Raw genomic sequence first — 22,795 nt, forward strand, 5'->3', positions numbered from 1 at the left:
ATGTTTTCCTAAGCCCAATCAGGCGGTTATCGAGAGTGCCTAAGCTTAGCCATAAACGTTAACGTTGCCTTATTCCGCCGCACTTTCTCTTTAGGAATTGTGGCGCACGAGCATCGGGCCAAAAGCGGAATGCATTTTTGGGATCCATCCCGATGCTCACCCTCTGAGCTGGCGCATCGTTTGAGGCGGACCCGGAGGGCCGCGTCAGCGACCCAAAGGGCAACGCAGTGAAAACGGGTCCACTTTTCCGCACGATGCGCTATAGAAGACCTTTAACCCCTCCCGTGCGCCGCCTTGAACGTCGCCCATGGATGGAATGATGCTCAACTCACTCGACCTGCCTACAGAACCCTCGAAGACCCGCGTCGTTGTTGCGATGTCGGGCGGCGTGGACTCGTCCGTTGTCGCGGCCCTGCTCAAGCGCGAGGGCTACGACGTCATCGGGATCACGCTTCAGCTCTACGATCACGGGGCCGCAGCGCACCGCAAGGGCGCCTGCTGCGCCGGCCAGGACATCTACGATGCCCGGCGGGTGGCGGAGGCTATCGGCATCCCCCATTACGTGCTCGATTACGAGGCCCGCTTCCGCGAAGCCGTGATCGACCGCTTCACCCAGAGCTATCTGGCAGGCGAGACGCCGATCCCCTGCGTCGAGTGCAACCGTTCGATCAAGTTCCGCGACCTTCTGGAGACGGCGAAGGAACTCGGCGGCGATGTGCTCGCCACAGGCCATTACGTGGCAAGCCGTGCTCTGCCGGATTGGCGCCGGGCGCTGCATCGGGCGGCCGACCCGGACCGGGACCAGAGCTACTTCCTCTATGCGACGACGCCGGAGCAGCTGGATTTCCTGCGTTTTCCCCTGGGTGAGCTGCCGAAAGATCAGGTCAGAGATCTGGCGCGCGATTTCGGGCTGACCGTGGCCGAGAAGGCCGACAGCCAGGACATCTGCTTCGTCACGCAAGGCCGCTACAGCGATGTGATCGAGCGCCTGAAGCCCGGCGCCGTCCAGGGCGGCGAGATTGTCCATATCGACGGCCGGGTGCTCGGCCGCCACGAGGGTATCATCCACTACACGGTGGGGCAGCGGAAGGGCCTGGGGCTCTCCGTCGGCGAGCCGCTCTACGTGGTGCGCCTCGACGCCAAGGAGGCCCGCGTGGTGGTGGGCCCCCGGGAGGCGCTAGCCACCCGGCTGATCCGGGTGACGGATGTGAACTGGCTCGGCGACGTACCCCTCGAAGCTCTTGGTGAGAAGGGAATGGAGGTGGCCGTGCGTGTGCGCTCCACCCGTGAGCCGCGCCCGGCGATCCTACGATCCACAGGAACCAGCACTACGGTCGAGCTGTTATCGGCGGAAGACGGGGTGTCTCCCGGTCAAGCTTGTGTCATCTATGAGAGCGATGCTCCGCGGGCACGTGTGCTTGGCGGGGGTACGATTGCTCGCACAATGGCCGAAGCCGCACCCGCCGCGGCCTAAGGCCTCGACCGAAGGGACCTTTATGACGGATGGAGCGACCACCGTCCTGATGCGCAAGGCTTATGCGCGTTGGGCGCCGATCTACGACCTCGTCTACGACAAGCTGACCGAGTCGGCAGCCCGCGCCGCCGTGAACGCCGCCGTCGCCTGCGGCCCGAAGGTGCTGGAGGCCGGCGTCGGCACGGGCCTGTCCCTGGGCTATTACCCTGCCAACGCCGAGGTCTATGGGGTCGATCTCTCCGAGGACATGCTCCGCCGTGCCCAGGAGAAGGTCGACAAGCGGGGCCTCACCCATGTGAAGAGCCTGCAGGTGATGGATGTCACCCGCCTTGGCTTCCCGGACGGGACTTTTGATGCGGTGACGGCGCAGTTCATCATCACCCTGGTGCCCGAGCCCGAGACGGCCCTGGACGAGTTCATGCGCGTGCTCAGGCCCGGCGGCGAGATCGTGCTCGCCAACCACTGGGGGCAGCCCTCCGGCCCCGTTGCCAGGGTCGAGGAGATGGTCTCCCCCATCGCCAAGGCCATCGGCTGGAGCTCGGCCTTCAAGGCCTCGCGGGTCGAGAACTGGGCTCGGCAGACGGGGCGCATGGAGGTCGTGGAGCTGAGATCCCTGTTCCCGAGCGGCTTCTTCAAGCTCATGCGGATCAAGAAGACAGCCTGAGGGTCCGGAACAGGCAAGTGAGCCGTGACTTCCGGGGTCGCGGCCCTATCTCTTAAGGGCAGGCCAACTCCAGATCACGAAAGCAATTCCGATGCGCCTCTTCATGTTCACGTCCCAGGCCAAGGACGATCTTCACGCTTTTGCAGGGGATGAATCCGGCACGAAGCTCCCGGCCAAATACGCTCCCTGGGGGCTGACCGGCACGCTGAACTCCCGCGAGACCCCGCCGCACAAGTTCTCCCGCAAGGCCATCGAACAGGCGGTCTCGACCGAGGGCTTCCAGCTCTGGCGGATGAAGCCCAAGGGCTGACCGGGGCGACCTTAGGGTCAACCCTGAACGGGAGCAGGATTTCGACCGCATCGCGCCGACATCCTGCCCTCCGGGCACATGACCGGTGGGGCGGCGACAAATCCGTACTTTCCCCGCGGGTCTTTCTTGACACCCGGGGCTAACCTTCCCTATATCGCGCTTGCCTGACGCGGGGTGCGCCCCGCTGCCTGGGGCGGAGTAGCTCAGTTGGTCAGAGCAGAGGAATCATAATCCTTGTGTCGGGGGTTCAAATCCCTCCTCCGCTACCATCGCTCCCCACACAGTTTTTGTGGGATTGCCTAATTCCTGAAGAGCGCCTGTCAAAGCCTCAAGACGCCCGACGATCTTGAGAGTCTTGTCCGGGTTGACGATGACGCTCTCGACTAGTTCACGGATAATCATCAGGTCGGGATCATTGGCTTGAGTGCCTTGCTCTAAAAGCGGTTGGAGCTTTCCCAGAATATCGAGATGCCGCTTAATCAGAGCCGGATGAGGCTCGATCTTCAGATCTGGGGCTTCTTCGTCCAGCGACTGAAGCTTAGCCTCAAGCTGGTCCCGCTCTCCCGCCGCCGCCTTAACCTTGCTGTCCAGGGTACGCATATCGCCTTGGCCGTCGATCATCATCTCGGTGAGGCGATCAATCGTACGGTAAAGCTCACCGAGACGACGCTCCACCTTGGAACGCTCGTTTAACGACTCGCCCATAAGCCGCCGCCGCTCCTTTTGGTATTCCTCGACGAACTTTTGGACGTGCTCCGGCTTCTGCAATGCTGCCTGGAGGAGGTTCAGGACCTTTTGCTCGATGGTATCCAGATAATGCGTCTTCGGGTTGGGGCAGGTTCCGGATTCGGCGTGGCTCGTGCAGCGGATTCGTGGTCGTCCACTCCGATCCTTCCCCAGAATGGACATGCCGCTGCCGCAGGCTCCGCAACGAAGTTTCCCTGAAAGCAACCGCTTAGGAGCCCGCGTAAAACCGTTTGAAGCCTGTGTGCGGGCCTTGCCCTCTATAATCGCTTGAGCCTTCTTGAACACCTCAACAGACACGATAGCTGGAACGCTCTCTTCTGCGATTACCCGCTTATCTTGCTCGTTTACCCGTGAAATGCGTTTGCCTGTACGGTCGTCAAGCACCATCTGGTTCTTGTTCCAAACGAGCGTTCCAACATACTTCTCGTTCCGGAGAATTCCGCAGCCCCGCCGTCCGTTGCCGTTGATGGTGGAGGCATTCCAGCGCTTGCTACGGGGCGGCGGAACGTTGTCCTCGTTCAACCCGTATGCGATCTGCCGGGGCGTCCGCCCACCGATGAACTCGTCGAAGATCCGCACGATGATGTCTGCCTCCGGCTTATAGATCTCCAGTTTGCCGGTATGAAAAACCCCATCTGCAAGTTCCGGCACGCGGTAACCATAGGCTCGCCCGCCCATGCTCTTTCCCTCTCTGGCGCGGGGCTCCATGCCGCGACGAACCTTCTTCTGCGTCTCCTCGCGGCTCATCTGAGCCACCAGTCCATGGACAGCAACATCGACTGTTGTGAGGGCGTGACCGCCTGTATTGATAGCGCGAAGCTCAATGCCGTAAAAAGCAAAGCGCTTGCGCAGCATGCTGAGATCGGCAATGTCGCGCGACAGACGGTCCGGGTGTTCTACAATGACCCAATCGAATTCCTTGCGTTCCGCCGCAGCTATCAATCGCTGAATGCCAGGGCGGGCTGCAATTGTTGCTCCTGAGATCCCCTTGTCCTCATATGTGGCAACGATCTCGGCACCATGGTCATCCGCGAACTTTCGGCAGATCGTGAATTGGTCAGAGACGGATCGCTCTGACTGAAGATCCGTTGAGTAGCGTCCGTAGAGAGCCGCCCGCTTCATGGTTGAGCCTTTGCCTGTTTTTGGATGGCTGCTGCGTGATCCTCACGCGCCACTCGGCGAGCAATGGCGCGTGTAAACCGGTCGAGAATCTCATCCACCGGAAGTTGGTCATCGAGCACCGCCTGCTCGTGGCTGACCGAGCTAATCTCGGACTTGCGTTGTATACCCAGCGATGAAGAAATCTGGGTCTGTTTCGCCCGGCTGCAATTGCCGGAGTTTGTCGTTATCACGTGAAAATTCGTGCAGAGCGTACCGGGGCAACGCTCCATAGACAGGATATACCCGGTGGGCGACTCATGATGTGCGGCGTCGCGGGCCTTGAGTGCACATCAGCGTGAAATGGTTTGAAAGGCGTCCCCCACCGTGGAAGGTAGGAAGCCGAAAGATCCCGGCTGCTTGCAATTCGTGTGCTCCCGGATCGTTCTCCCCAATGGGCGAACGCCTGTGGACCTTTGAACACGAGGCCGTGTTCTGCCAGTCAATATTGAGTCCTCTTCGAACTCGCGGTGATGCTATCTACTCTCCCTTATATCAGTGATGACCTTCGCATGGTCTTGGGCCTTGTTGTGGTAGCGGTTGCACTCAGTCGGCTCCATCGGAAGCCGCCGTGCCCCAACGGAGCTTGAAGTAGACGGCTTCTGACGGATTCGAGAAAGTTGCTACGTCGTTCGTAGTGAAGAGGTGTCCCTCAACATGCTCGGCGACCCATTCAACCACTTCGGGTCGAAGCCCGTCCGGCGTCATAAGGTGTGTAATGTTCACCTTGAGGTCATCTTGGGTAGACTCGTCCGGGCCACCGTAGCGATGGATGCCAAGCATCAAGGCCGCACAGGCGAGTTCCACGGTTCGCGGGATAGATACCACGTGATTGGGATTATCACGCCGAGTGCCGCGTTCGTACAACTCAATGGTGTTGCGGTTCAGGCCAAGGGCTTGGGCTGCCCCTGTCTGGGTCAGCTTCATCGCCTTACGCCATGCTCGGAATTGCTCTTTCGTCATGAGCGGCTTCTTACCGGCTTCCAATCGCCCTGTCAACGAAAATCCGTACTCAGTAGGCATTCTATTGGCTATGCCGCGAAAAATGCGTACAAAGTAGGTTGACACGGAGCCAGGATCTGGGTAAATCACCCTCACTGGCCAGCAACACCGATCTCTGCCGTCACGGGCAGCAGAGGTCTTTGGAAGAGGATCTTCCTCTTCCAGCCTGTGGGCACTCACTGGGTGCTCTCAGGTTCGGAGCTACGGCTCCACTCCGAGGCTTTCGCCTCATCACGCCTCTGTCTCACTGGGACAGAGTTTTCCATGTCGGGTCTCCACGCCCGACACGCTGCGGGTGCGTATTTTGGCACCTGCTGCTTCGGAAGCCGTGAGCGCTCACGCACTTCTATTAAGTATCATTATTACAAAGAATGCCATTTCGATGACGAAACAATACGAACTGAAACCACGAAGGACCGCCGAAGACTGGGATGCGGTCGAAGACGAAAACCCGCTGGCTAAGCAGATGCGAACCGTACAGCGACGAGCCGAACAGGTGATCCGGGGATACCCACCCGTCTGCTATCTCAGCGGCGGTGCTGGCCTGGGCAAATCGTTTGCGATCTTGCAGGCGATCAGGAGCACGGGTGCTACAGTAATCCGTGCCATGCCGAAGAATGTCCGTGAACTGGAGCACTTCTTCGAGCGCTCAAACGGAACCACTCCTCTGATCTTCGAGGAGTGCGATCACCTTTTCAACTCGACAAACTCGCTCAACCTCCTGAAGATCGCGACCGACAGTGCTGGGCCGCGCTCAATTGAGGTGTATGTCGCGCCGAAGAAGCGCAGTGAATCGGGCTCGTTCAAAACGATCCCTCTGACTGCACCGACAATCATCGCGTGTAATGGCGATCTTTCCAACGATTGTGTCTGGCCCACAGCCTGTGTGCCGCACATCGAGGCGCTTCGAAGCCGTGAACAACCGCTCTACATCCAGGGAGACCACACGGCTCGATGGGAATATGCCACGTATCTCGCTCTTCGACGGCGAATGCTCACCAAGACTGAGACTGGGATCGACGTTCCGCTTCAGGTCCAGAACGAAGCGATTCAGTGGTTTGCTGACACAATGTGGCGGCAGAGCGAGGTATCACCACGCAGACTGATGAAGATCGTCAACGTGATGATGGCCGACCACCTGGAGAAGAAGAGGGTGCAACGATCAGGCAGTGTGCACGACCATCGTGCCTTGGGGGAGGACTTGGAGCAGTTTCTGCTCCCCCAGGCAGGAGATCTCCCGCTGCCCCCCGTGGTCCCGGCAATCTTCGTCAGCCCCAAGATGCCTTCTTCGATCTCTAGGCATGCGGCATAGGGATTGATCCGAAGTAGCATGGATGAAGGCTCGGTCGTGCAACTCCTTAGGGCGGCCAACCTTCATCCATTCTCACGCATGGGCGAGCGGGTGCCGTTTGAAGCACCAAACAACGTTTGGTGTTTGCCAGCATGTCAGCCGCTACAGCAGAAAGCCGTTCATGCACGCTCCCCCGCTTCCGCCGCGAGGGCAGGGCGGGCTTCGAACTGTTTGAAGAGTGGCAGTGCCACGGGATCATTGGCTGTACCTGGGTCCGGCCTATTTGCAGATGGAGTATGATCTCGTCAGCGATTAGGCCGCCTGACCATGAAACCGGAGACGCCTGAGCATCCGCCTGCATGGCAAGGCAATGATGGCCTAGACTACCAGGAGCAGATCAGGCGCGAGTGGGACGGCAATGAACCTGAAGGGTTTGATACCTTTCCATTCAGGCCAGGAGATCGAGTGGCTGTCAAAAGCCGAGATACCGTCTGGGACACCGAAGGCCGTGAGTATGATCTCGTCGTCGGTTGGGAGGGTACCGTCGTTCAGGTAGTTTGGGATCGAACCTGGACCACCCATGCGCTGGTCGATTTCCCGGAGACTGGCGTCGTCTGCGTCGGTTGGGATGTGCTGATATTGATCGAACGACCATGATGAGGATCGAGCTTGATTGGCGCTGCTGGGCGCTCGGGTTCTACTGGGATTGGGACCTGATCGGCGTGGACTTGGGTCCGCTCGACATTCATTGGCGGTTCCCTGACAAGCGCTTCGAACGATTGTGTCGATCCGCGACCCTGGCTAGATGGGTCTTTAGAGACAAGCTCGAAATCCGCCTGGACGTGGACAGCAACATCTGGCGCGTCGGCTACATCATGGCCGCGCCGTGGGATCACGGGCTATACCTGGGACCACTCAACCTCCAGATCGAGTACGGTCTGGTGGACAAGATTGAGTGGCGGAACCGGACATGGCAGAGATCCACGTGAAGACGCTCTACGAGTGGGAGCGCCGGATCAAAGCGAAGCTCCGGGAGCGCGGTTGGCCGGAGGACGATATCGACCGCCGTGCTGACGAGATCATGCGACGTGCCTTCAAGCCTGAATGGATGGATGCACTCAGAGCGCATCGAGGATGATCTTCAGGAGTCCACGGGTGGGGATCGTGCGAACCACAGCCGTGATGAGTGCACTTCCGAGAAAATCGTTCGAAAGCGTCCTTGCCAACTCTCCGGGCAAGGGCAGGTGGTTCGGACTGGCTGCGCTGGTGCCACGCTGCACTCTTTTCACCAGTTCTCTTTCTTCATGACCAATCCAAGCCGTTCTTCGGGACGAACTCTGTTCGCCTTGTCTTTCGCATCACGAGTGCAACTCGTGTTGTCTCTTCTCTAACGAGTGAAACTCGTCTTTGTCTCCTTTCCGTTGTCTTCAGAGGGACGAGCGGAGTGAGGACCAATAAACACCCCACACAAACAAGTAAACCCGACCTAAATACCTCGTATTCTCATTGTATATACAACTTTGTCTTCATCACCTTCTTCTTTAATTAGACAATGAGAAAGAAATTGACGGATTGATACCCCGCTAACGTAGAATGAAGTCACAACAGTGGGACATGTATTTCGGGCCCATCGTTTTTATAACTAGAGGTTTACTTAATGATTACACAGAAAAAGACCAAGCCGGTTCTCACCCGTTGCCCAAGCCGGGAAGTGATCCAGTGCGCCCAATTCCAACTATTCGACAACGGCCCAAACCCTGGCAAGGGCAAGAGCCAGCACAACCTCAAGATCGAGATTTACACGGGTGGCCGTCTGGATCTGTTCCGTCCGTACTGGGCTCGCACCGTGCCGCTGATCGCCCCGAAGAAAGTACTGGACTGGGCTGACAAGGAACTCGCCACTGCTCGCATGGACGAAGAGACCCACGGGGATTACGCTCGGGCCTACAATGTTGCCGTAGGTTATGCCGACCTGGACACCACCGAATTCGCCAAGATGGGCCACATCGGCGCAAAGAGTGAGAACAACCTTCGTTATTCCGGACAGTTTGTCCTGATGGTCAAGACGAAGAATGGTCCCATCGAATGCGTCGTTTATGCTGACGGTGAGATGTTCGGCACGGATGTCTTTCTGTACGACAAGTTCTGGCGTCTTGGTGGCAAGCGTCGGAAGTTCTTCGGCTTCTACGACCCAAACAAGATGTACGAACGGATGAAGCAGGAACAAAAGATGGAGGCTGAGGCTGCTGCGCAATCGGCTGCCCGTGGCTCAAGTGCCTCGTCTGTCGCTACAGACCAGTTCGCGGGTTACGCCGCCAGGACTCCGTTCTGATGCTGATAGTTGAAGCTCATTCGAATGATTATAGGACCAATCAGTACCAGCCCAATCGTCACGATATTTTCAGGAGGGCTGGCTTATGACAAACCTTCATTCTTCGGTCCTCAAGCGGCTCTCCAAGCCATCTGTCGGGGAGCTTGCTCAGCGTTACCCATATCGTACCGTTGTCCATACGATCTCTAGTGCCGACTGGCTTGAGGAGCAGTGTCACATGGAACGGGCTCTCCACGCGGGAGGCTACACGCGGGCCGGTCACCTAGAGCTTTGCTCCATGGCCATGGATGCACTCGTCGGCGATCTCCACGACATTGTCACGGACAAAGATCTCAACGATTACGATGTGGTCACACGGGTAAGCGAGAATGGCCATCTTGAGATCACAATGGTTTTCGCCACGGTGAGTGATGCCATGCTCTTCAAGATGGCACTACTCTGATGATCAGAATGGTCGGGGTAAACACGCTCCGATCATTTAAGCGGATTGCGCGACCACAAAACTGTTGGAACGACACTGGGGCTCTGACAGGCGAACTCTTTATGACCCAGCCACGGAATAGCCTGCCTCATGCCCTTTAGCGAATTTATTATTGACCAACTTCAGGTTATAACATATAACGATGACATTAACTAACGAAATGGATTTTCGATTATGCTTAACGAAGAAGACCCTCATCCTTTTGCTCTCATAGTAGAGCTATCCTATCTCCCCCCATCCGTCGCTGCTACACTTGCTGACCACGTAAAACTTATTAGCCAAGGTAGGTTCGGCCCAGAAGGGGAGAGGTGGAAGTTCCAAGATGCCCGCAATGACATGGCGATATGCTTCCAGCGGAAGAGTGACCTTTACCTGCTCGGTGATCGGCTGACTGATCTTGGGCACGGCCACCTGTTCGAAGAGGGGCGGATCATTGATCCGACTATCCCATACTCGGAGGACGAAGAATAACCAAAGAAAACCTATCGGTGACGTTCGGCCTGGGATGAGCCCAGGCCGAACTGTTTCTGCGCAAATGCGCCACCGCCAGCACGCTTGATGTACCGTCCCAGACGTTCGAGAGACAGTCGTCGGAGCGAGGATCGAAAACCGACTTGCGCTCACCAAGGTCGCCAGTACAGGTTCCCAGCATTCAAATCGTTATAAACCCTCTCTGATGACTGACCTCCACCAACAGATTGCAGACCTCGAATCTGAGATCGATGATCTTTCAGATGCCGCCGAGCGTTGCCGAAAGAGCATGATCGTGGCACGGGTGGCGATCATAGCCGGTGTTCTACTGGTCGGAGCGTCCCTCTCCGGGCTTGTCCGGACCGATGCCCTTGTCCTGGTGATAGGGATTGCTGCGACGCTGGCGGGGATCGGCTTCTTGGGATCCAGCCGAGGCTCCCTGGAGCAGATTACCGGGAAGATCAGGGAACGTGAGACCCGTCGCGCAGAGATAATCGACGGAATGGATCTCCAGCCAGTGCAGGAACGCTGACCGGGCAATGAAAATCGTTCGAAAGGCTAAGTGATAGCCTTGGAGCAGCAAAAAGGCCGCTCTGCACGAGCGGCCTCTCAAAGTTTCCACGACTGTACCCTCAGGCAGCAACTTTCTTCCGTCCGCGCTTGGCAGGTGCTTTCGCAGGAGCGGTCTTCAGTGCATCATTGACGGCGGCTTTGGCCTGGGATGCCTTGGAGCGGATCTGGCCCAGGCCCAGGCTCTTGGCCAACTCTGACCGTTTCGCGGCATAGCTCGGGGCCACCATCGGATAATCGCGAGGCAAGCCCCACTTCTCCCGGTAAGCTTCGGGTGTCAGACCCAGCTTCCCAAGGTGCCGCTTGAGCGACTTGTACTGCTTTCCGTCTTCCAGACTGATCAGATACTCCGGGGTGAGCGACTTCTTCACGGGAACGGCAGGAGTAGGCTTTGCCTCTTCCTGCGGTGCAGCGGGCTGGCCGACGTTCTGAAGTGCAGCGTGGACATTCTTGATCAGGCTGGGGAGTTCAGCAACCGGTACGGAATTCTTGCTGACGAAGGCTGATACGATGTTAGCCGCAAGCTCAAGGTAGTCGGGTGTTGTCGTCTCATTGGACATTTGAAAACCTTCTGGAGGTACTTGCGAGAGCAGATACCCCATGTATTGGTACAACGATTGTTGCTGAACAATGGGTAGCAGCTACACGCTGAGCCTGTTTATTTCAAGTATCAGTTCTGAATTACGAGCTTCTGGCATCAATATGGTATAAATTTTTTATATGTTCGACTTCCGGGGAGAGTATAGGGTCGGGCATTCAGGTAAGCGCAATGGATGTGGAGACAGCGGTACGACCGGGAAGCAACGTTTTTAGACGCCCAGACTAGGGAGGGTTTTTGGAACAAGAGTTAGCTAATCCCAAGGGTGGTCATGGGTTCTGTCAAATTGATTAAGCCGATCTGAGCCAGTGATCGGCACGTTAGAACAGAATGGAGCGGAGGTGCGCAAGGATCTGGACGGCCAACAGAACAGACACTACAGGATCTCACGAACCAGCATCCAAACAGTTCGAAATGGATCAGAGCCAAGACGCTCGGCGAACTAGTAGGACGAATGGTGGGAAGGGCGGTTGCGGGGCGGTAGGATCAGAAATCAACTTGCGCTTCCAAAGGTCGCCAGTACAGGTGCAGCATTCAATTTGTTAGAAGCCCCACTCGGATGACCAATCTCCGCGAGCAGATTGCCGACCTCGTAACTGAAATCGACGGGTTGTTCGAAGCCGCTGAGCAGTGCCGGAAGGGCATGGTCGTGGCGAGGGTGGCGACTGTGGCTTGTGTTCCGTTGTTTATGGCGTCCCTTTTTGGGGCTGATCCGGCCTAATCCAATCATTCTTATCGACGGGATTGCCGCCACCCTGGCTGGGATCGGGTTTTCTGGGGCAAGTAAAAGCACTTCAGACGAAATCGCAGGGAAGATCCGGGCATATGAGGCGCGTCGAGCCGCGATGATCGACGAGATGGATCTCCAGATCGTGCAGGGTGACTGATGGAGCGCATTACTCAGAGTGTAAAACGAAATTGAACTAGCTCCCCACGGATTATCATCTCGATGAGGCGAGAGGTTTAATCAGAGCAATACAAGAGCAGCGTCAAAGTTTGCCTCCCAATGCGGACTCTCTAGGGCGACGGTTCACGCTTCCACATCACGTATTCTTCTACATTATCGAGCAAACTCCTGATCTCAGCGTCAGTCATTCCCAATGCACCGAGAATACAAACTTCTAGGAAGTGACGCGTTTTGCCCAGAAGGACGAGAATTTCTCTCGACCAAAGGAACTTCCGGTCGAAGTGTGGGTGATCGCCGTAGTGGGTAAGGAAGTTTCGAACGTCTTTGAGACGCACCATGTCCTCATCCCCCAAGGGAAATAAGGGGCCTACACTCGATGGATAGCGGCGGGACAGGTCTTTCAAACGATCTAAAAGGGTTAGGCTTCCGATGAACCCTATCTGATCGTGAATGTACCGTCGCAAAGAGGGGTCAAGGTGCTTGGGCACCGCATCTCTGAGAGCAGTTAAGGTTGCTCTTCTGTCCTCGGGCTGTGAGAATCGGCTCAGTTTATATAGTTCGCGATGCAGAATCTCGATGGCCTGCAAGTAGTTCAGAAGCTGAGTGTGAATGTACGTCTCATCGTTGTGCGCAACCCCGAACATCAAGCTTATAGCCATCTCAATCTCTTGGTGAAGATTTCTCCACTTGACCAGAATTTCCTCTGTTCGCGCTCCCAGTTTATCGCCATTGAATAGTGACTTGCCAAAATGGAAGGATCTCTCACGAGAACCATCTTTCGGGCCTGGAATGATCAGTCTACCTGGGTGCTCGACTTTTGGAGCACCGCTTTCGAAACTTAGTTGAATGCTGCGGCACAGAGATGGTTCGCGTAGTGCAAATGTGAGCAGCGACTGCCAAATATACCGCTCATTCTGTACTTCGTTGATGGATGCAGCCCTTCCGAAACTAACGCCGAGGGTATGATGCTCTTCTAGGGTCGCCTTCCTGTGGCTAGTTGCAGATGTAAATCCTGTCCGGAACCTGATCTTAATGTCGGGGGAAACGGAATACTCCGCTGTCTCTTGACCACGGTAGCGAAACGTAAACGCAGCGATACCGTCGTTTTCCCCACGTTCGACCTCCTGTGAAAACCCAGTGTTCGCCGACCAATGTTCGAGGCCCGTCAGTTCAAACACAGCACCCATGATCAGAGGATCGTCCTTGGACTCCAGATGGCTCCCAATGACGATTGTATTTGTAAATAATGTTGCGTGACTTGTTGATCCGCTTTGTGGATACGAACTTGTTGGCCCCTGACTTGTAATTACATCGAACGCAGTGACCTCACTATGTCGCGACTCTTCAAGAATTACTCCGTGGAGGGTTCCGATAAAGGGATGTGGCATTCTTGAAAGATCGTTCCATGACCCTTCCAGCGTCAGCGTACCATGATCTTGATCATCCAACTCAAGTACGCCACGAAATTTCTGCTCTGATTGGCCGAGGCGCCACCACTCTCCTGTTAAACTCTTTACTTGCCACTTTCGCATCGTAAGTCCTGTCAGGCGTCCCGCCCAGTTAGAATAGTAATTCTAGTCCAGATTGTATCACCGAACTTGCGGATGTGGTGAAAGGTCGGCGACCTCTTGGGGCAGAACGTGCTCGTAGGAGAGACGATGGATGATCTCTTCGAAGTTCTCGCGCTCACCTGAGTATGCCCCATGATGAGCGGCGATCAATTTTGCGAGGAGTTCAGCAAACTGCCTCAGCTTGACGAGGCTAGTGGGCGGATCGTCCGGGAAGTAGCGCTCGGCAAGGGCAGCAAGATTGGCGAGGTCGGCGTCGTAGACACTCAAGAACCCAAAGTTAACGCTCGCGCTCATCCTGTATCAGACGAAGCCACCCCATACCCAAGCGAACAGTAGCGACCAGCTTAAGCTTACGCAAGCAACAGGGTTTCTGATCATGAGATCCGGTGGGCGAGAAGAACGGCGCTCCATAAGTCTAGTCATGCTTTTTGATCGTACTCACCCTTTAGAGAGCGGCAAAATTGGTAGACAGATTGAAAATCCATGAGAGTCTCGAATGATTCGAGGTAACATGGAGCCTGCCATTGAGTGCACTTCCTGCGAGCAATGCCCTCCGCCCCAAATCCTTCTCCGGCTGGGCGCTGAGCCCTGCCATCGAACTGGATAATGCCACTCCCTCCTTCCTGACCTTCATCTTTCTCGCGTCGTCCCTGAAGCGTCAGGCGATCTTCTCCGCTTTGGCTGCGCTGACCCGAGAAGGGCCTGAGAGCCTCGCCGCCCGCCTTCGCTCTCTTGCTCCCACCGACTGTCATTCCGATCAGAACCCGCACGAGGAGATTGCCCGCGCATTGCTGACCACCTCACGGGCGCGGGAGATCGTCCGTGCCGTATACGGGGAGGCTCCTGATGGATTGCTGGGCATGCTCAGCCGCATCGGCGCTGAACCGCTTTGCGAACCTGATCTCTACTTCCGCCTATTTGAAACCTTTGCCGATCCGCAGCATCGGATGCGCCGGGATGTCCTGCGTCGGCGCAGCGGCTCTATCACCGCGACGCAGATTGAGATCGTTCATCACCTCGAACCGGTCCTGGTCCACGGCAATATTCTCAGGCACATTTACTCCATCTCTCAGGCGGAGAGCGCCAATGCCGCCCTCGCGCTGGTCCGGGGAACGGTCTCGTTTGCGACCGACGACGTGATCCGGCAATCCATCGAGAACCTCGGCGAGAAGACCGATCTCGCTGAATTTTTCAATCGTTGGCTTCAGAAGATGGACAATCCTCCAGCATGTCCGCCGATCCCGAAGGACGATCCCGATGTGGCCGTGATGACCTCCGGCGAGGCAATGGCATCGCTCGGGCGGCGCTTTCGCAACTGTTCGACGACTCGCATTGTCTACATCGCACAAGGTGCTGAAGCCTTGCTCGAATGGAAGCGCCCGCCTGGACTGGTGGCACAGTGCCACCGCCTGACTAATGGCGGCTGGGTCCTCACGCAGATCTACGCGAGGGACAACGGGCGTGTTGATCCTGCGGAAGCAGGCGTCTTCCGCCGCAAGCTGGAGAGCCTTGGCGTCCTGGCACTCTCTCCGGGCGAGTTTTACCCGAACGCCAGCGGGGTCCTGACCCTGCTCGGAGCCTGGGGCGGGGTGGGACGTAATCTGGGGTTCGACGGGATTGAGGAGGAATTCGACGAACTTGAACGCGATATCGCGGAGATTGGTGATGCCGCGTGAAATCGTTCGAGACCGGGCCGGAAAGGTGTTGGGGTGGTACGAGAGCAACGGCGTCTCAAGTAGGATTGATGCTCGGGACGCGAGCGGTCGGTGGCTCGGGTACTATGATAAGAAGCTCAATGAGACCCGCAATGCAGCCGGACGCCTGCTCGCGAAGGGCAATGTCCTCCCAAGCCTAATCTTCCGACCGTGAGGCCCGTCCTCATGAGCATCCATCCGAATGCCCCGTCTCGACCAACGGGATCAAACATCACAGACCCAGAGGAACTTCTTGCGTTTCTTCTCAGGGCCGAGCCCCGGCCCAGGCGCAAGGATGCCGAGCGGCAGGTTCTAAAACGATTTCCATGGTGGAATCCCTGGAAGCCGGGCTGGCGACCTCCAAGATTTTCATCGCCTCAGAAGGATGTGGATCGGCAACAGGCGGGCGACGCTCGCAGGTTGTCATATCAAGCCCGCCGTGAGGAAGTCCTCCGGCAGAGGCGACATCGGAAGCAGTTTCAGCGCCAACAGGACGCGCGGGCAAAGCAACAGAAGCGCACGGACTCTCGCGCACCCGAGGAGAACGTCGCGGAAGACTTCCAGGAGGTAGATAAAGCTATTGCGGCGTGGACTTTGGCTGCCGACAAATCCAGCTATGACGAGTTTCTCGTAGAGGATCACCATACGGCTAACGATGTGGTGGGCATTCTCTTCACCGCTTTGAACCGCATGAAGGACGAGCGAGATCAAGCGATCTCACTGATCTCTACCCTGGTGCAAGAACGGACCCGCATACGAGCCCATATTGCTACCAAGAGCCGTTCGCCCGAAAAGCCGAACTCACTGTACCGAAATGTCGGGCTTGATGAGAATTGTCCGGACTTCCTCCTGAAGGCTGCCCGCATGGCATACCGCAAACAGTTCCATCCCGATGTCCACCCGAAGCGAGACCGGGCAGAGGCAGAAAATCGTTTCAAGGAAGTGGAGGCGGTGTTCGCGCAGATTATGCTTCTACGAGACGGCTGATGGCAGTCGCACCGGCTGTCGCTCTCTTCCGCTTTTTGGGCGATGCGGGATTGAGGCGTTGGCGCATCTCCTTGCCCGTCTTGAACACAGGAACAACTTTCTCCGACACTGCAACGAGATCCCCTGTCTTGGGATTGCGGCCCGTCCGAGCACCGCGCTTCTTCACGGAGAAGATACCAAAGCCCCGAAGCTCAACCCGGTCTCCTCGTGCAAGCGCATCGCTGATGGTGCGGAGGATCGCGTTCACGACGTTCTCGACATCGCGCTGGTAAAGGTGCGGGTTCTGCTCAGCAAGCTTCTGGACCAGTTCGGACTTGATCATGGATGGTGTATGTCGTTGTTGCAGCCTTGTTTTTTCAGAAGCTGCCAGAGCGTTCCGAGGTCGTCAAGCAATCAGATGCGGCCATCGGCCAACGCTATATGTCCGGCCAAATCAACTCAGCGCGTTGTAAGCTTATAGCCTGAACTTTTTCGCAACGGCTGCTGCGTGAGAGACGAGCCACTCGTCTCCGGTCCTCGCCCAACTGTCCAGTACTTCGGAGTAGGTGCACCATATAAATGCGACTTCATCACCTGCTACGAGGTCGGCGAAACGGCGGATCTCATCTCGGTGTGTGGCGATGTCCGTGTGTGAAAGGGGACGCTTATCCGGCCACATCTCAGGTTCGGCGAAGAGATACAGCAACACAGGCTTCTTGCCCGCATATGCTGGATTGCGGTGCACAGCGGTGCGGAGCCCGAAGGCATGCTTCAGGAGTTGCGCCGCGTCCAGACGACGGAAAGTTAGTGGATCGTCGTCCAGGCCGTTCCGGACAGATTCGTAGCCCTTCATGGCATCGCCCCACACTCGATGCCAATACACCCTCGACAAAGTGGCACGGCTCTTCGAACGATATGGTTCAAATCGTTTCGACTCCACGCCGATCACCGCGTTGCCGGTCTCAACCAAAAGATCGAGGCATGGGTGCCGACCGCCGCTCCACGGAAAGCGTACGATAGCCTCCGGGCGCACACTTATTGCAGGCCAGCTATAGTGTTGGGTACGCGGGAGCGCGGGCAGATCTCGGGGCCTATCCAAAAATGGACCGAAGGCATTGGCTACAAGCGCCGAAGAGGATTCCTCGCTGAAGAACTTTCCGCTCTCAATCTCATTACCGGGAGCCCTCGCATAGGCGTCCCAGATGAGATCAACGGAAAGCCCTGGAAGGATTGCCGCTTCAAGGCGAACACGTGCGTCAATGACATTGCTGGAAGATGCTTCTGACATGTAGCCCGCCTTCTGAACCTGATGTGCCCATTCTTCGCCGTACAACTCGAAAGACTAATTTGAGCGACCATCCTGATGTGAGGCGCTGTTCCCAAACGATTCCCAAGCCAAGGTTGATCGTGCAATTCGCATAACCCTTATGCAAGTGGCCAGCCCAGAACAGGGTGTTGTTTTCCTTGGAATTCGGTGTCCTGTCTGGGTCCGATTACTCGATCAGAACGGGCATTGGCTCGTCGAACGGGTTATACAAAGGAACGGATACGGAAGGTTTCGGTACCATGCGGGCACGCCGTGGCCGAACTGTCATCTGGCGGGGCTGATAACGAGCACGTTCGGGATCATCGGCTATGATCATATTGGGCCTCACGACGGCGACTATTACATCGCCCGCTGTCTCCGGCTCGATCCGGCGAAGGATCATGGGCCACCGCAACCCAAACGCCATCTGGAACTCCGTCTCGGTGATCGCCCCGAGAGCTACAACACCACGAATTGTTTGATCTCGGCACAACCAGATTCGGAGCGAAACGCCGTGCCACCAACGGCAGACTTGCCGCCTATAGGCGATGACATCCCAGACACTGATCCGCCATCGCACGAACTCCTCAATATCGTTGAGCCCGGCAGCGATGGTCACGGCGTAAATCTGTCCGTTGCTCGTGGCCTGGAAATTGCGGGCGACGCGACGGGCATATCGTTTCGCGCACTTGGAGCACTGGATCTGGGCACATCGGTTGGCTGAGCAGCATCTTTTGGTCATCCGGTATTTATCGGTCGGCAGCGTCCAGGGTGCTCATCGGCCTTCGCTGACTAAATAGAAGGAAGCCAACAACGAGGCCCTTGATGCGTTACTCTGATATCAACCATACCTCTGCCCTCCAGCGTACACTTACAGCTATCCGGCAAGCAGGGCAGACCCTTGGTATAAAAAGCGGCTTTATCGATGATGCACGTCGCGCAGCCACACCGTATGTCGTCGAGTGCACCAGCCTCAACGACGAGGATCTGCCGTACAGTGTGTACATTACCCAGCTACGAGAGCGTGAAAGCTGGTGCGTACAGCGTTGCCCTCATGATCATGAGATCGAGCCCCTTCGTGAACATGGTCGCCTCATTGGACGCCAGTTCAGATTCTCTCGCGAGAGCGATGCGGCGGCTTTTAGACTGTTCTTCGGCTGACACCGAGCCGATCTACAGCCCTGCGTCGTAAGCACTTGGCGGGAGTATCTTCAAGCGACCTCGGCCCGCTTCGCTATCTTGGCGATAGTCGCCCGGCTGCATCCTGTCGCGGCCTGGATCTGCGACCACGATGAACCTGCCCGGAGCATGGACGCGATCCCATCGTTGCGTGGGGTGTTTTCCTTTCGCCCCTTGTAGAGCCCTGCCGCTTTTGCCTTCGCTTGCCCTTGCGCCATCCTACGGCGACGATCCTCATAGTCCTTGCGAGCCACGGCGGCGAGCATGTCGAGCATCATGCCGTTGATAGCATCGAACATCCGGGCGGTGAAATCATCGGTCTTTGTGCTCACCATGGTCCAGGAGGTGGGAAGGTCTAATGCAACGACCCGAACACGGCGAGCCGCAAGCTCAGTCTTCAGCTTCTCCCAGTCTGCCGCATTGAGACGAGATAGGCGGTCAACCTGTTCGATCAGGAGAATATCGCCAGGGCGAGCATCTGACAGGAGCCGAAAAAGCTCCGGGCGGGCAAGCTTCGCGCCGCTCTCGTTCTCAACGTAAAACGCGGCAATGGCCAGACTGTGGTCAGCGGCGAAGGCTTCCAGTTGCTCACGAGCGCGACTGGCATCCTGATCGAGGGTGGAAGCTCTTAGGTATGCTCGCACGAACACAGTGACCTCAGCCGGTTTAGTTAAGATGGTTTACATATCGCCGGTTCACTTTGAATTGTCAAGCTTCGGAAATTGAACCGCATCCGGGTTGGTGCAGGAGGGGAATACCCAAGCTAAACCGTTGACCACACCTGCTGGTGGAGGTTGCCGATGAGCGTATAAGCCACCGTCGATCCCGCTGTCGTGAATTTGCTGAGGTGGATTGGGGTACCCCATGATGCGATTTGTCCCTTCAAGCAAGAAAAACCATGCTTTGTGTTCGCTGAGGATGTCTCGGGTCCGGAGCAACATCGTTCATCGTGGTCGGGTCGCGTGCCTTGGAAACGAACTCCGAACCCAGCGGACTCTCGCCGTACTCATTCTCGGAGGTGGTCATGCGCAGATGCCATTCGGGACGCCGCATCAGAGGCGCGTGCGTTCTGATCTTTGCTAACCTCGTTGTTGGCCTGATGTCTGTGGCACACGTCGCTGCCCAGCAGCCTCACCGCATCGGCAGGCTCCTGGTGATCGATCCCTGCCCACCCAACAACATCTTCTCAGCCGAAGACAAAGACATGCTCACCCAGGCCCTGGCTGAGCGCGGGTGGAAACAAGGACAAAACTTCCTATGGGATTGCGTCTCCGCAGGCGGACGGCTCTGGGATCTCGACAAACTCGCCGCCGAACTCGTAGCCCGTCAGCCCGAGTTGCTGGTGACCCAGAGCAGCCCGGCGATCCGTGCCCTGATGGCGACGAAGACCACGCTTCCGGTTGTCATGTCCACCCCCGATCCCGTGGGCGAGGGCTATGCTCAGTCGCTGGCGAGACCGGGAGGCAATATCACCGGGGTGGCTGACCTGAGCCTCGATCTTGCCGTCAAACGCATTGAACTCGTCCGAGAGTTCATTCCTGAGTGGAGGAATGTCGCTGTCCTGTACCGGGAGGGCGGCGACGCGACATTCTACAAACGCCTGGAAGACCAGCTTAACCGGGCGGTGGATCGCTTCGGCATTCGCTGGCGCGTTTATACCCACCAATCCCGCCCAGAGGCTCTGGAACCATTCTTTCAGGCCATGCAGCAAGACGGCTATAACCTCCTTTATCTCATCGCGACCCCATTCACATTCGGCAACCGCAAACTGATCAGTGATCTTGCACTGAAGTACGGTATCCGCGTGGTTGCGGAGCATCCGCAGTTTGCCCAGGATGGGGCCTTGCTGAGCTATGGGGTAGACGCGAACGAGGTCCAGCGTCCCATGGCAGTCCAGATCGACGCCATCCTGCGGGGCGCAAGACCCGACACCCTGCCCATCAACCAAATGACGAAGCTTCATCTCGTCATCAACATGAAGACAGCCCGTGCCTTGGGTGTCGAGATTCCGCCAGAGATCCTTGCCCGTGCCGACGACGTGATCGAGTAGATAACGGCGTCACATGGAGCAGATGCGAGCTTCTCGCCCCACGTCAGGCCCGGTCTCAGGAGAAGGAGTAGTGCCAGGGGGAGGAAGCCCGCGGCTGTCCAAAGGGGATGTGAGCCACACCCACAAGCCAGCCCGAAGTTGAGCCAGCTATGATGGCGCACTATCACGACGTGAGCACATCCTCGATCCACGCAGGCACCACTTCGCTCGCCGGTCCGTAGCGCCCCTCATCAAACTTCTGAGCATTGTCGGACGGTTCCAGGTTGATCTCGTAGGTGCGGATGCCGTGCCCTCGCGCCTCGGATACGAAATCCGCAGCCGGATAGACGCAGCCCGAGGTGCCAATCGCCACAAACATATCCGCCTCAAGCAGTGCATCGTAGATCCGGTCCATGTGAAGCGGCATCTCGCCGAACCAGACGACGTGAGGGCGAAGGACACTCGCTCTGCCACAGGTCGGGGGGTATCTACTATTCTGGGATTCCAGCCGTTCTCAAAGCCGCAAAGAGTCGCTCGCGAAACTGCGGGTCTCGTTGCGCGTGCTGGCGGTCGGCGAGAGTGACCGTCTGCTTCGGGTCCTGGGCAAGCAGCCTCTGCCCCACCACTCGCGCCTCCTCCACCCGGCCAAGCTCTACAAAAGCCATGATGAGACCCCGCAGGGCCGCTCCATACGCAGGCTTTTCTTGGAGAGCCTTCTGAGCCCACGGCAATGCTTCGTCGGGGCGACCACCAACCAGTAATGCAAAGCACAGTCCAGTTTCGATCCCATGCATACTGGGATCGAGAGGATTCAGGCGGATCGCCTTCTTAAAGTGATCGACCGACACGCGCCAGTCACCCGCCCACATGCGTACCCAGGCGCTATTCCTGTAAGCAACAACAGAGTTCGGGTCCAGCAAGAGTGCACGGTCAGTCGCGGCCAGTGCTACCTCGTAGTCACGCGCCAGATACGCCAGCACGATCCCCACCCTGCCCAACGTGGCCGGATCATCGCCATGGTCCGCCCACGCCTCTCGGGCCAAGCGGATGCCCGTCTCGACCTCTGTCTGGTCCCCCCAGTTCTGGATAACTCGAACATTATGGAGCAGTGCCGCTAAAGCTTTGGCCGAGGAGTAGTTCGGGTCCAACTCCAGAGCGCGACCGAGCAGCCGCAGGGCCTCATCATTCGCCGGTTTGGTGAGCGCATAATAATGGGCCAGGGCCTGCATGTAGAGGTCGTAGGCGTCGAGATCATGGGTCGGCTTCGCGGAGGACCGCTCGATCTCCGCCCGGCTGATGCTCGGCTCAATGGCTCCGACGACACTCTCCGTGATGCGATCCTGCAAGTCGAAGATGTCCGTAAGCTCGCCGTCAAACCTGTCGGCCCAAATGTGCCGCCCGTTGGCCGCTTCAATCAACTGCCCTGTGATCCTCACACGGTTCCCAGCCTTTCGGATGGAACCTTCCAGCACGTAGCGCACGCCGAGTTCTCGACCGACCTGCCGGATGTCCACGGACCGACCCTTGTAGGTGAAGGACGAGTTCCGGGCGATCACAAAGAACCAGCGCACGCGGGAGAGAGCGGTGATGATGTCTTCGACCACTCCATCGGCAAAGTACTCCTGCTCCGGATCGGCGCTCATGTTCGTGAAGGGCAAGACGGCGATGGAGGGCTTATCAGGTAGGGGGAGGGGCTGGGTCTGATGGGCCTGGACTGGGGTGAGCGCAGGTACCTTGAGCGAATAGACTCGGATTGGCTCAGCGATGTTCTTGACCTTCTGTGGTCCCAGATCCACGAAGGGGAGAGGCAGGGCCTTTCGCACGTACCCGTAGGCAGTCTCCGAAACGCAGATGCCGCCCGGATCAGCCATGCCTTCCAGTCTTGCAGCGATATTCACGCCATCCCCGAGCAGGTCACCACCGGAAACCATAACATCACCAACATGTATCCCGATTCTGAACTGGAGGCGCTCCTTCTCGGACTCGTCCTGATTTCTGGACGCAAGCTCATCCTGCACTTGGGCGGCGCATCGAACCGCATCAAC

Annotated in this window: 27 protein-coding genes, 1 tRNA gene and 1 pseudogene; 17 read left to right on the top strand and 12 right to left on the bottom strand. The window is 57.3% G+C overall.

The window, feature by feature from the left end; all coding sequences use genetic code 11:
* Positions 1–316 precede the first annotated feature (316 nt).
* From mnmA to JQC81_RS32865, 5 genes are all read left to right on the top strand, one after another.
* Positions 317–1,474, top strand: coding sequence for a tRNA 2-thiouridine(34) synthase MnmA (mnmA, locus tag JQC81_RS01390; RefSeq protein WP_246520134.1), 1,158 nt, complete (start codon positions 317–319; stop codon positions 1,472–1,474).
* Between the two features lie 22 nt (positions 1,475–1,496).
* On the top strand, positions 1,497–2,138 hold the full coding sequence (locus JQC81_RS01395) for a class I SAM-dependent methyltransferase (protein WP_203269924.1): 642 nt from the start codon (positions 1,497–1,499) through the stop codon (positions 2,136–2,138).
* A 91-nt stretch (positions 2,139–2,229) separates the two neighbouring features.
* Positions 2,230–2,448: a hypothetical protein gene (locus JQC81_RS01400; protein ID WP_199047005.1), complete on the top strand. Its 219-nt coding sequence runs from the start codon at positions 2,230–2,232 to the stop codon at positions 2,446–2,448.
* 192 nt (positions 2,449–2,640) lie between these two features.
* A tRNA-Met gene (locus tag JQC81_RS01405) sits at positions 2,641–2,717 on the top strand.
* Positions 2,718–2,937: 220 nt separating this feature from the next.
* Positions 2,938–3,141, top strand: coding sequence for a hypothetical protein (locus tag JQC81_RS32865; protein WP_246520136.1), 204 nt, complete (start codon positions 2,938–2,940; stop codon positions 3,139–3,141).
* 96 nt (positions 3,142–3,237) lie between these two features.
* Here the strand turns inward: JQC81_RS32865 and JQC81_RS34235 are convergent.
* The 3 genes and pseudogenes from JQC81_RS34235 to JQC81_RS01425 all read right to left on the bottom strand — a co-directional run.
* A pseudogene (locus tag JQC81_RS34235) lies at positions 3,238–4,317 on the bottom strand (recombinase family protein); the annotation flags it as partial.
* Positions 4,314–4,547: a hypothetical protein gene (locus tag JQC81_RS01420; RefSeq protein WP_203269925.1), complete on the bottom strand. Its 234-nt coding sequence runs from the start codon at positions 4,545–4,547 to the stop codon at positions 4,314–4,316. The gene JQC81_RS01420 and the pseudogene JQC81_RS34235, both read right to left, overlap by 4 nt.
* A gap of 352 nt (positions 4,548–4,899) precedes the next feature.
* Positions 4,900–5,316, bottom strand: a complete 417-nt coding sequence (locus tag JQC81_RS01425) for a helix-turn-helix domain-containing protein (RefSeq protein ID WP_203269926.1) — start codon at positions 5,314–5,316, stop codon at positions 4,900–4,902.
* 421 nt (positions 5,317–5,737) lie between these two features.
* On the opposite strand from JQC81_RS01425, the gene JQC81_RS01430 reads away from it, so the two are divergent.
* The 7 genes from JQC81_RS01430 to JQC81_RS01460 all read left to right on the top strand — a co-directional run bounded on the left by JQC81_RS01430 (position 5,738) and on the right by JQC81_RS01460 (position 10,462).
* The gene (locus JQC81_RS01430; protein ID WP_203269927.1) at positions 5,738–6,667 is read left to right on the top strand and encodes an ATP-binding protein; all 930 of its coding nucleotides are present in this window, start codon (positions 5,738–5,740) and stop codon (positions 6,665–6,667) included.
* A 306-nt stretch (positions 6,668–6,973) separates the two neighbouring features.
* Positions 6,974–7,303: a hypothetical protein gene (locus JQC81_RS01435; protein ID WP_203269928.1), complete on the top strand. Its 330-nt coding sequence runs from the start codon at positions 6,974–6,976 to the stop codon at positions 7,301–7,303.
* Positions 7,303–7,635, top strand: a complete 333-nt coding sequence (locus tag JQC81_RS01440) for a hypothetical protein (protein WP_210347044.1) — start codon at positions 7,303–7,305, stop codon at positions 7,633–7,635. Before JQC81_RS01435 ends, JQC81_RS01440 begins: the two co-directional genes overlap by 1 nt.
* Positions 7,617–7,784: a hypothetical protein gene (locus JQC81_RS01445; protein WP_203269930.1), complete on the top strand. Its 168-nt coding sequence runs from the start codon at positions 7,617–7,619 to the stop codon at positions 7,782–7,784. The genes JQC81_RS01440 and JQC81_RS01445 overlap by 19 nt, the downstream gene beginning before the upstream one ends.
* Before the next feature lie 519 nt (positions 7,785–8,303).
* Positions 8,304–8,978 (top strand): hypothetical protein, encoded by a 675-nt coding sequence (locus JQC81_RS01450; RefSeq protein WP_203269931.1) that lies wholly within the window; start codon positions 8,304–8,306, stop codon positions 8,976–8,978.
* 217 nt (positions 8,979–9,195) lie between these two features.
* Entirely contained in the window at positions 9,196–9,420 is a 225-nt protein-coding gene (locus tag JQC81_RS32730) for a hypothetical protein (RefSeq protein ID WP_210347045.1), read from the top strand.
* Positions 9,421–10,135: 715 nt separating this feature from the next.
* Entirely contained in the window at positions 10,136–10,462 is a 327-nt protein-coding gene (locus JQC81_RS01460; protein WP_203269933.1) for a hypothetical protein, read from the top strand.
* Positions 10,463–10,562: 100 nt separating this feature from the next.
* Here JQC81_RS01460 and JQC81_RS01465 read toward each other — a convergent pair whose 3' ends face one another.
* Positions 10,563–11,060, bottom strand: a complete 498-nt coding sequence (locus JQC81_RS01465) for a Ros/MucR family transcriptional regulator (protein ID WP_203270080.1) — start codon at positions 11,058–11,060, stop codon at positions 10,563–10,565.
* Positions 11,061–11,657: 597 nt separating this feature from the next.
* On the opposite strand from JQC81_RS01465, the gene JQC81_RS01470 reads away from it, so the two are divergent.
* Positions 11,658–11,819 carry a hypothetical protein gene (locus JQC81_RS01470; protein WP_203269934.1) on the top strand — a complete coding sequence of 54 codons (162 nt, stop codon included), beginning with the start codon at positions 11,658–11,660 and terminating at the stop codon, positions 11,817–11,819.
* A gap of 296 nt (positions 11,820–12,115) precedes the next feature.
* Here the strand turns inward: JQC81_RS01470 and JQC81_RS01475 are convergent, their stop codons facing one another.
* Positions 12,116–13,537, bottom strand: coding sequence for an ApeA N-terminal domain 1-containing protein (locus tag JQC81_RS01475; RefSeq protein ID WP_203269935.1), 1,422 nt, complete (start codon positions 13,535–13,537; stop codon positions 12,116–12,118).
* A 57-nt stretch (positions 13,538–13,594) separates the two neighbouring features.
* Positions 13,595–13,870, bottom strand: coding sequence for a hypothetical protein (locus JQC81_RS01480; RefSeq protein ID WP_203269936.1), 276 nt, complete (start codon positions 13,868–13,870; stop codon positions 13,595–13,597).
* Between the two features lie 230 nt (positions 13,871–14,100).
* Between JQC81_RS01480 and JQC81_RS01485 the strand changes: the two genes are divergently transcribed.
* Positions 14,101–15,252 (top strand): hypothetical protein, encoded by a 1,152-nt coding sequence (locus tag JQC81_RS01485; protein WP_203269937.1) that lies wholly within the window; start codon positions 14,101–14,103, stop codon positions 15,250–15,252.
* Between the two features lie 204 nt (positions 15,253–15,456).
* Complete coding sequence (locus tag JQC81_RS01490) at positions 15,457–16,257, top strand: hypothetical protein (protein WP_203269938.1); 801 nt, start codon at positions 15,457–15,459, stop codon at positions 16,255–16,257.
* Here JQC81_RS01490 and ihfB read toward each other — a convergent pair.
* The 3 genes from ihfB to JQC81_RS01505 form a co-directional block, all read right to left on the bottom strand.
* Positions 16,235–16,603: an integration host factor subunit beta gene (gene ihfB / locus JQC81_RS01495; protein WP_465263076.1), complete on the bottom strand. Its 369-nt coding sequence runs from the start codon at positions 16,601–16,603 to the stop codon at positions 16,235–16,237. The two genes, JQC81_RS01490 and ihfB, sit on opposite strands and share 23 nt — an antisense overlap.
* 108 nt (positions 16,604–16,711) lie before the next feature.
* Entirely contained in the window at positions 16,712–17,524 is an 813-nt protein-coding gene (locus JQC81_RS01500; protein WP_203269940.1) for a PGN_0703 family putative restriction endonuclease, read from the bottom strand.
* Positions 17,525–17,729: 205 nt separating this feature from the next.
* Positions 17,730–18,161, bottom strand: a complete 432-nt coding sequence (locus JQC81_RS01505) for a hypothetical protein (RefSeq protein WP_203269941.1) — start codon at positions 18,159–18,161, stop codon at positions 17,730–17,732.
* A gap of 206 nt (positions 18,162–18,367) precedes the next feature.
* On the opposite strand from JQC81_RS01505, the gene JQC81_RS01510 reads away from it, so the two are divergent.
* Positions 18,368–18,703, top strand: a complete 336-nt coding sequence (locus JQC81_RS01510; protein ID WP_203269942.1) for a hypothetical protein — start codon at positions 18,368–18,370, stop codon at positions 18,701–18,703.
* Positions 18,704–18,753: 50 nt separating this feature from the next.
* Here JQC81_RS01510 and JQC81_RS01515 read toward each other — a convergent pair whose 3' ends face one another.
* Positions 18,754–19,371, bottom strand: coding sequence for a recombinase family protein (locus tag JQC81_RS01515; RefSeq protein WP_203269943.1), 618 nt, complete (start codon positions 19,369–19,371; stop codon positions 18,754–18,756).
* A 374-nt stretch (positions 19,372–19,745) separates the two neighbouring features.
* Here JQC81_RS01515 and JQC81_RS01520 point away from each other — a divergent pair, with 374 nt between their 5' ends.
* Entirely contained in the window at positions 19,746–20,771 is a 1,026-nt protein-coding gene (locus JQC81_RS01520; protein ID WP_203269944.1) for an ABC transporter substrate-binding protein, read from the top strand.
* Positions 20,772–20,934: 163 nt separating this feature from the next.
* Here JQC81_RS01520 and JQC81_RS01525 read toward each other — a convergent pair whose 3' ends face one another.
* Both JQC81_RS01525 and JQC81_RS01530 read right to left on the bottom strand, forming a co-directional pair.
* Positions 20,935–21,258: a Sir2 family NAD-dependent protein deacetylase gene (locus tag JQC81_RS01525; RefSeq protein ID WP_203270081.1), complete on the bottom strand. Its 324-nt coding sequence runs from the start codon at positions 21,256–21,258 to the stop codon at positions 20,935–20,937.
* A complete protein-coding gene (locus JQC81_RS01530; protein ID WP_312887460.1) occupies positions 21,242–22,768 on the bottom strand; it encodes an adenylate/guanylate cyclase domain-containing protein in 1,527 nt (508 codons plus the stop codon). The genes JQC81_RS01525 and JQC81_RS01530 overlap by 17 nt, the downstream gene beginning before the upstream one ends.
* Positions 22,769–22,795: the final 27 nt, after the last annotated feature.

Origin of the sequence: Microvirga arabica (assembly GCF_016811235.1) — a bacterium.
Taxonomy (GTDB): domain Bacteria; phylum Pseudomonadota; class Alphaproteobacteria; order Rhizobiales; family Beijerinckiaceae; genus Microvirga; species Microvirga arabica.

Excerpts from the sequence above, each read along its gene's own strand:
- JQC81_RS01470 (WP_203269934.1), top strand. The coding sequence starts at position 11,658 with ATGACCAATCTCCGCGAGCAGATTGCCGACCTCGTAACTGAAATCGAC.
- JQC81_RS32865 (WP_246520136.1), top strand. The coding sequence starts at position 2,938 with ATGAGGCTCGATCTTCAGATCTGGGGCTTCTTCGTCCAGCGACTGAAG.
- JQC81_RS01435 (WP_203269928.1), top strand. The coding sequence starts at position 6,974 with ATGAAACCGGAGACGCCTGAGCATCCGCCTGCATGGCAAGGCAATGAT.
- JQC81_RS01480 (WP_203269936.1), bottom strand. The coding sequence starts at position 13,870 with ATGAGCGCGAGCGTTAACTTTGGGTTCTTGAGTGTCTACGACGCCGAC.
- JQC81_RS01520 (WP_203269944.1), top strand. The coding sequence starts at position 19,746 with ATGCGCAGATGCCATTCGGGACGCCGCATCAGAGGCGCGTGCGTTCTG.
- JQC81_RS01425 (WP_203269926.1), bottom strand. The coding sequence starts at position 5,316 with ATGACGAAAGAGCAATTCCGAGCATGGCGTAAGGCGATGAAGCTGACC.
- JQC81_RS01450 (WP_203269931.1), top strand. The coding sequence starts at position 8,304 with ATGATTACACAGAAAAAGACCAAGCCGGTTCTCACCCGTTGCCCAAGC.
- JQC81_RS01440 (WP_210347044.1), top strand. The coding sequence starts at position 7,303 with ATGAGGATCGAGCTTGATTGGCGCTGCTGGGCGCTCGGGTTCTACTGG.
- JQC81_RS01400 (WP_199047005.1), top strand. The coding sequence starts at position 2,230 with ATGCGCCTCTTCATGTTCACGTCCCAGGCCAAGGACGATCTTCACGCT.
- JQC81_RS01445 (WP_203269930.1), top strand. The coding sequence starts at position 7,617 with ATGGCAGAGATCCACGTGAAGACGCTCTACGAGTGGGAGCGCCGGATC.
- JQC81_RS01500 (WP_203269940.1), bottom strand. The coding sequence starts at position 17,524 with ATGTCAGAAGCATCTTCCAGCAATGTCATTGACGCACGTGTTCGCCTT.
- JQC81_RS01475 (WP_203269935.1), bottom strand. The coding sequence starts at position 13,537 with ATGCGAAAGTGGCAAGTAAAGAGTTTAACAGGAGAGTGGTGGCGCCTC.
- JQC81_RS01460 (WP_203269933.1), top strand. The coding sequence starts at position 10,136 with ATGACTGACCTCCACCAACAGATTGCAGACCTCGAATCTGAGATCGAT.
- JQC81_RS01510 (WP_203269942.1), top strand. The coding sequence starts at position 18,368 with ATGCGTTACTCTGATATCAACCATACCTCTGCCCTCCAGCGTACACTT.
- JQC81_RS01465 (WP_203270080.1), bottom strand. The coding sequence starts at position 11,060 with ATGTCCAATGAGACGACAACACCCGACTACCTTGAGCTTGCGGCTAAC.
- mnmA (WP_246520134.1), top strand. The coding sequence starts at position 317 with ATGATGCTCAACTCACTCGACCTGCCTACAGAACCCTCGAAGACCCGC.
- JQC81_RS01490 (WP_203269938.1), top strand. The coding sequence starts at position 15,457 with ATGAGCATCCATCCGAATGCCCCGTCTCGACCAACGGGATCAAACATC.
- JQC81_RS32730 (WP_210347045.1), top strand. The coding sequence starts at position 9,196 with ATGGAACGGGCTCTCCACGCGGGAGGCTACACGCGGGCCGGTCACCTA.
- JQC81_RS01395 (WP_203269924.1), top strand. The coding sequence starts at position 1,497 with ATGACGGATGGAGCGACCACCGTCCTGATGCGCAAGGCTTATGCGCGT.
- JQC81_RS01430 (WP_203269927.1), top strand. The coding sequence starts at position 5,738 with ATGACGAAACAATACGAACTGAAACCACGAAGGACCGCCGAAGACTGG.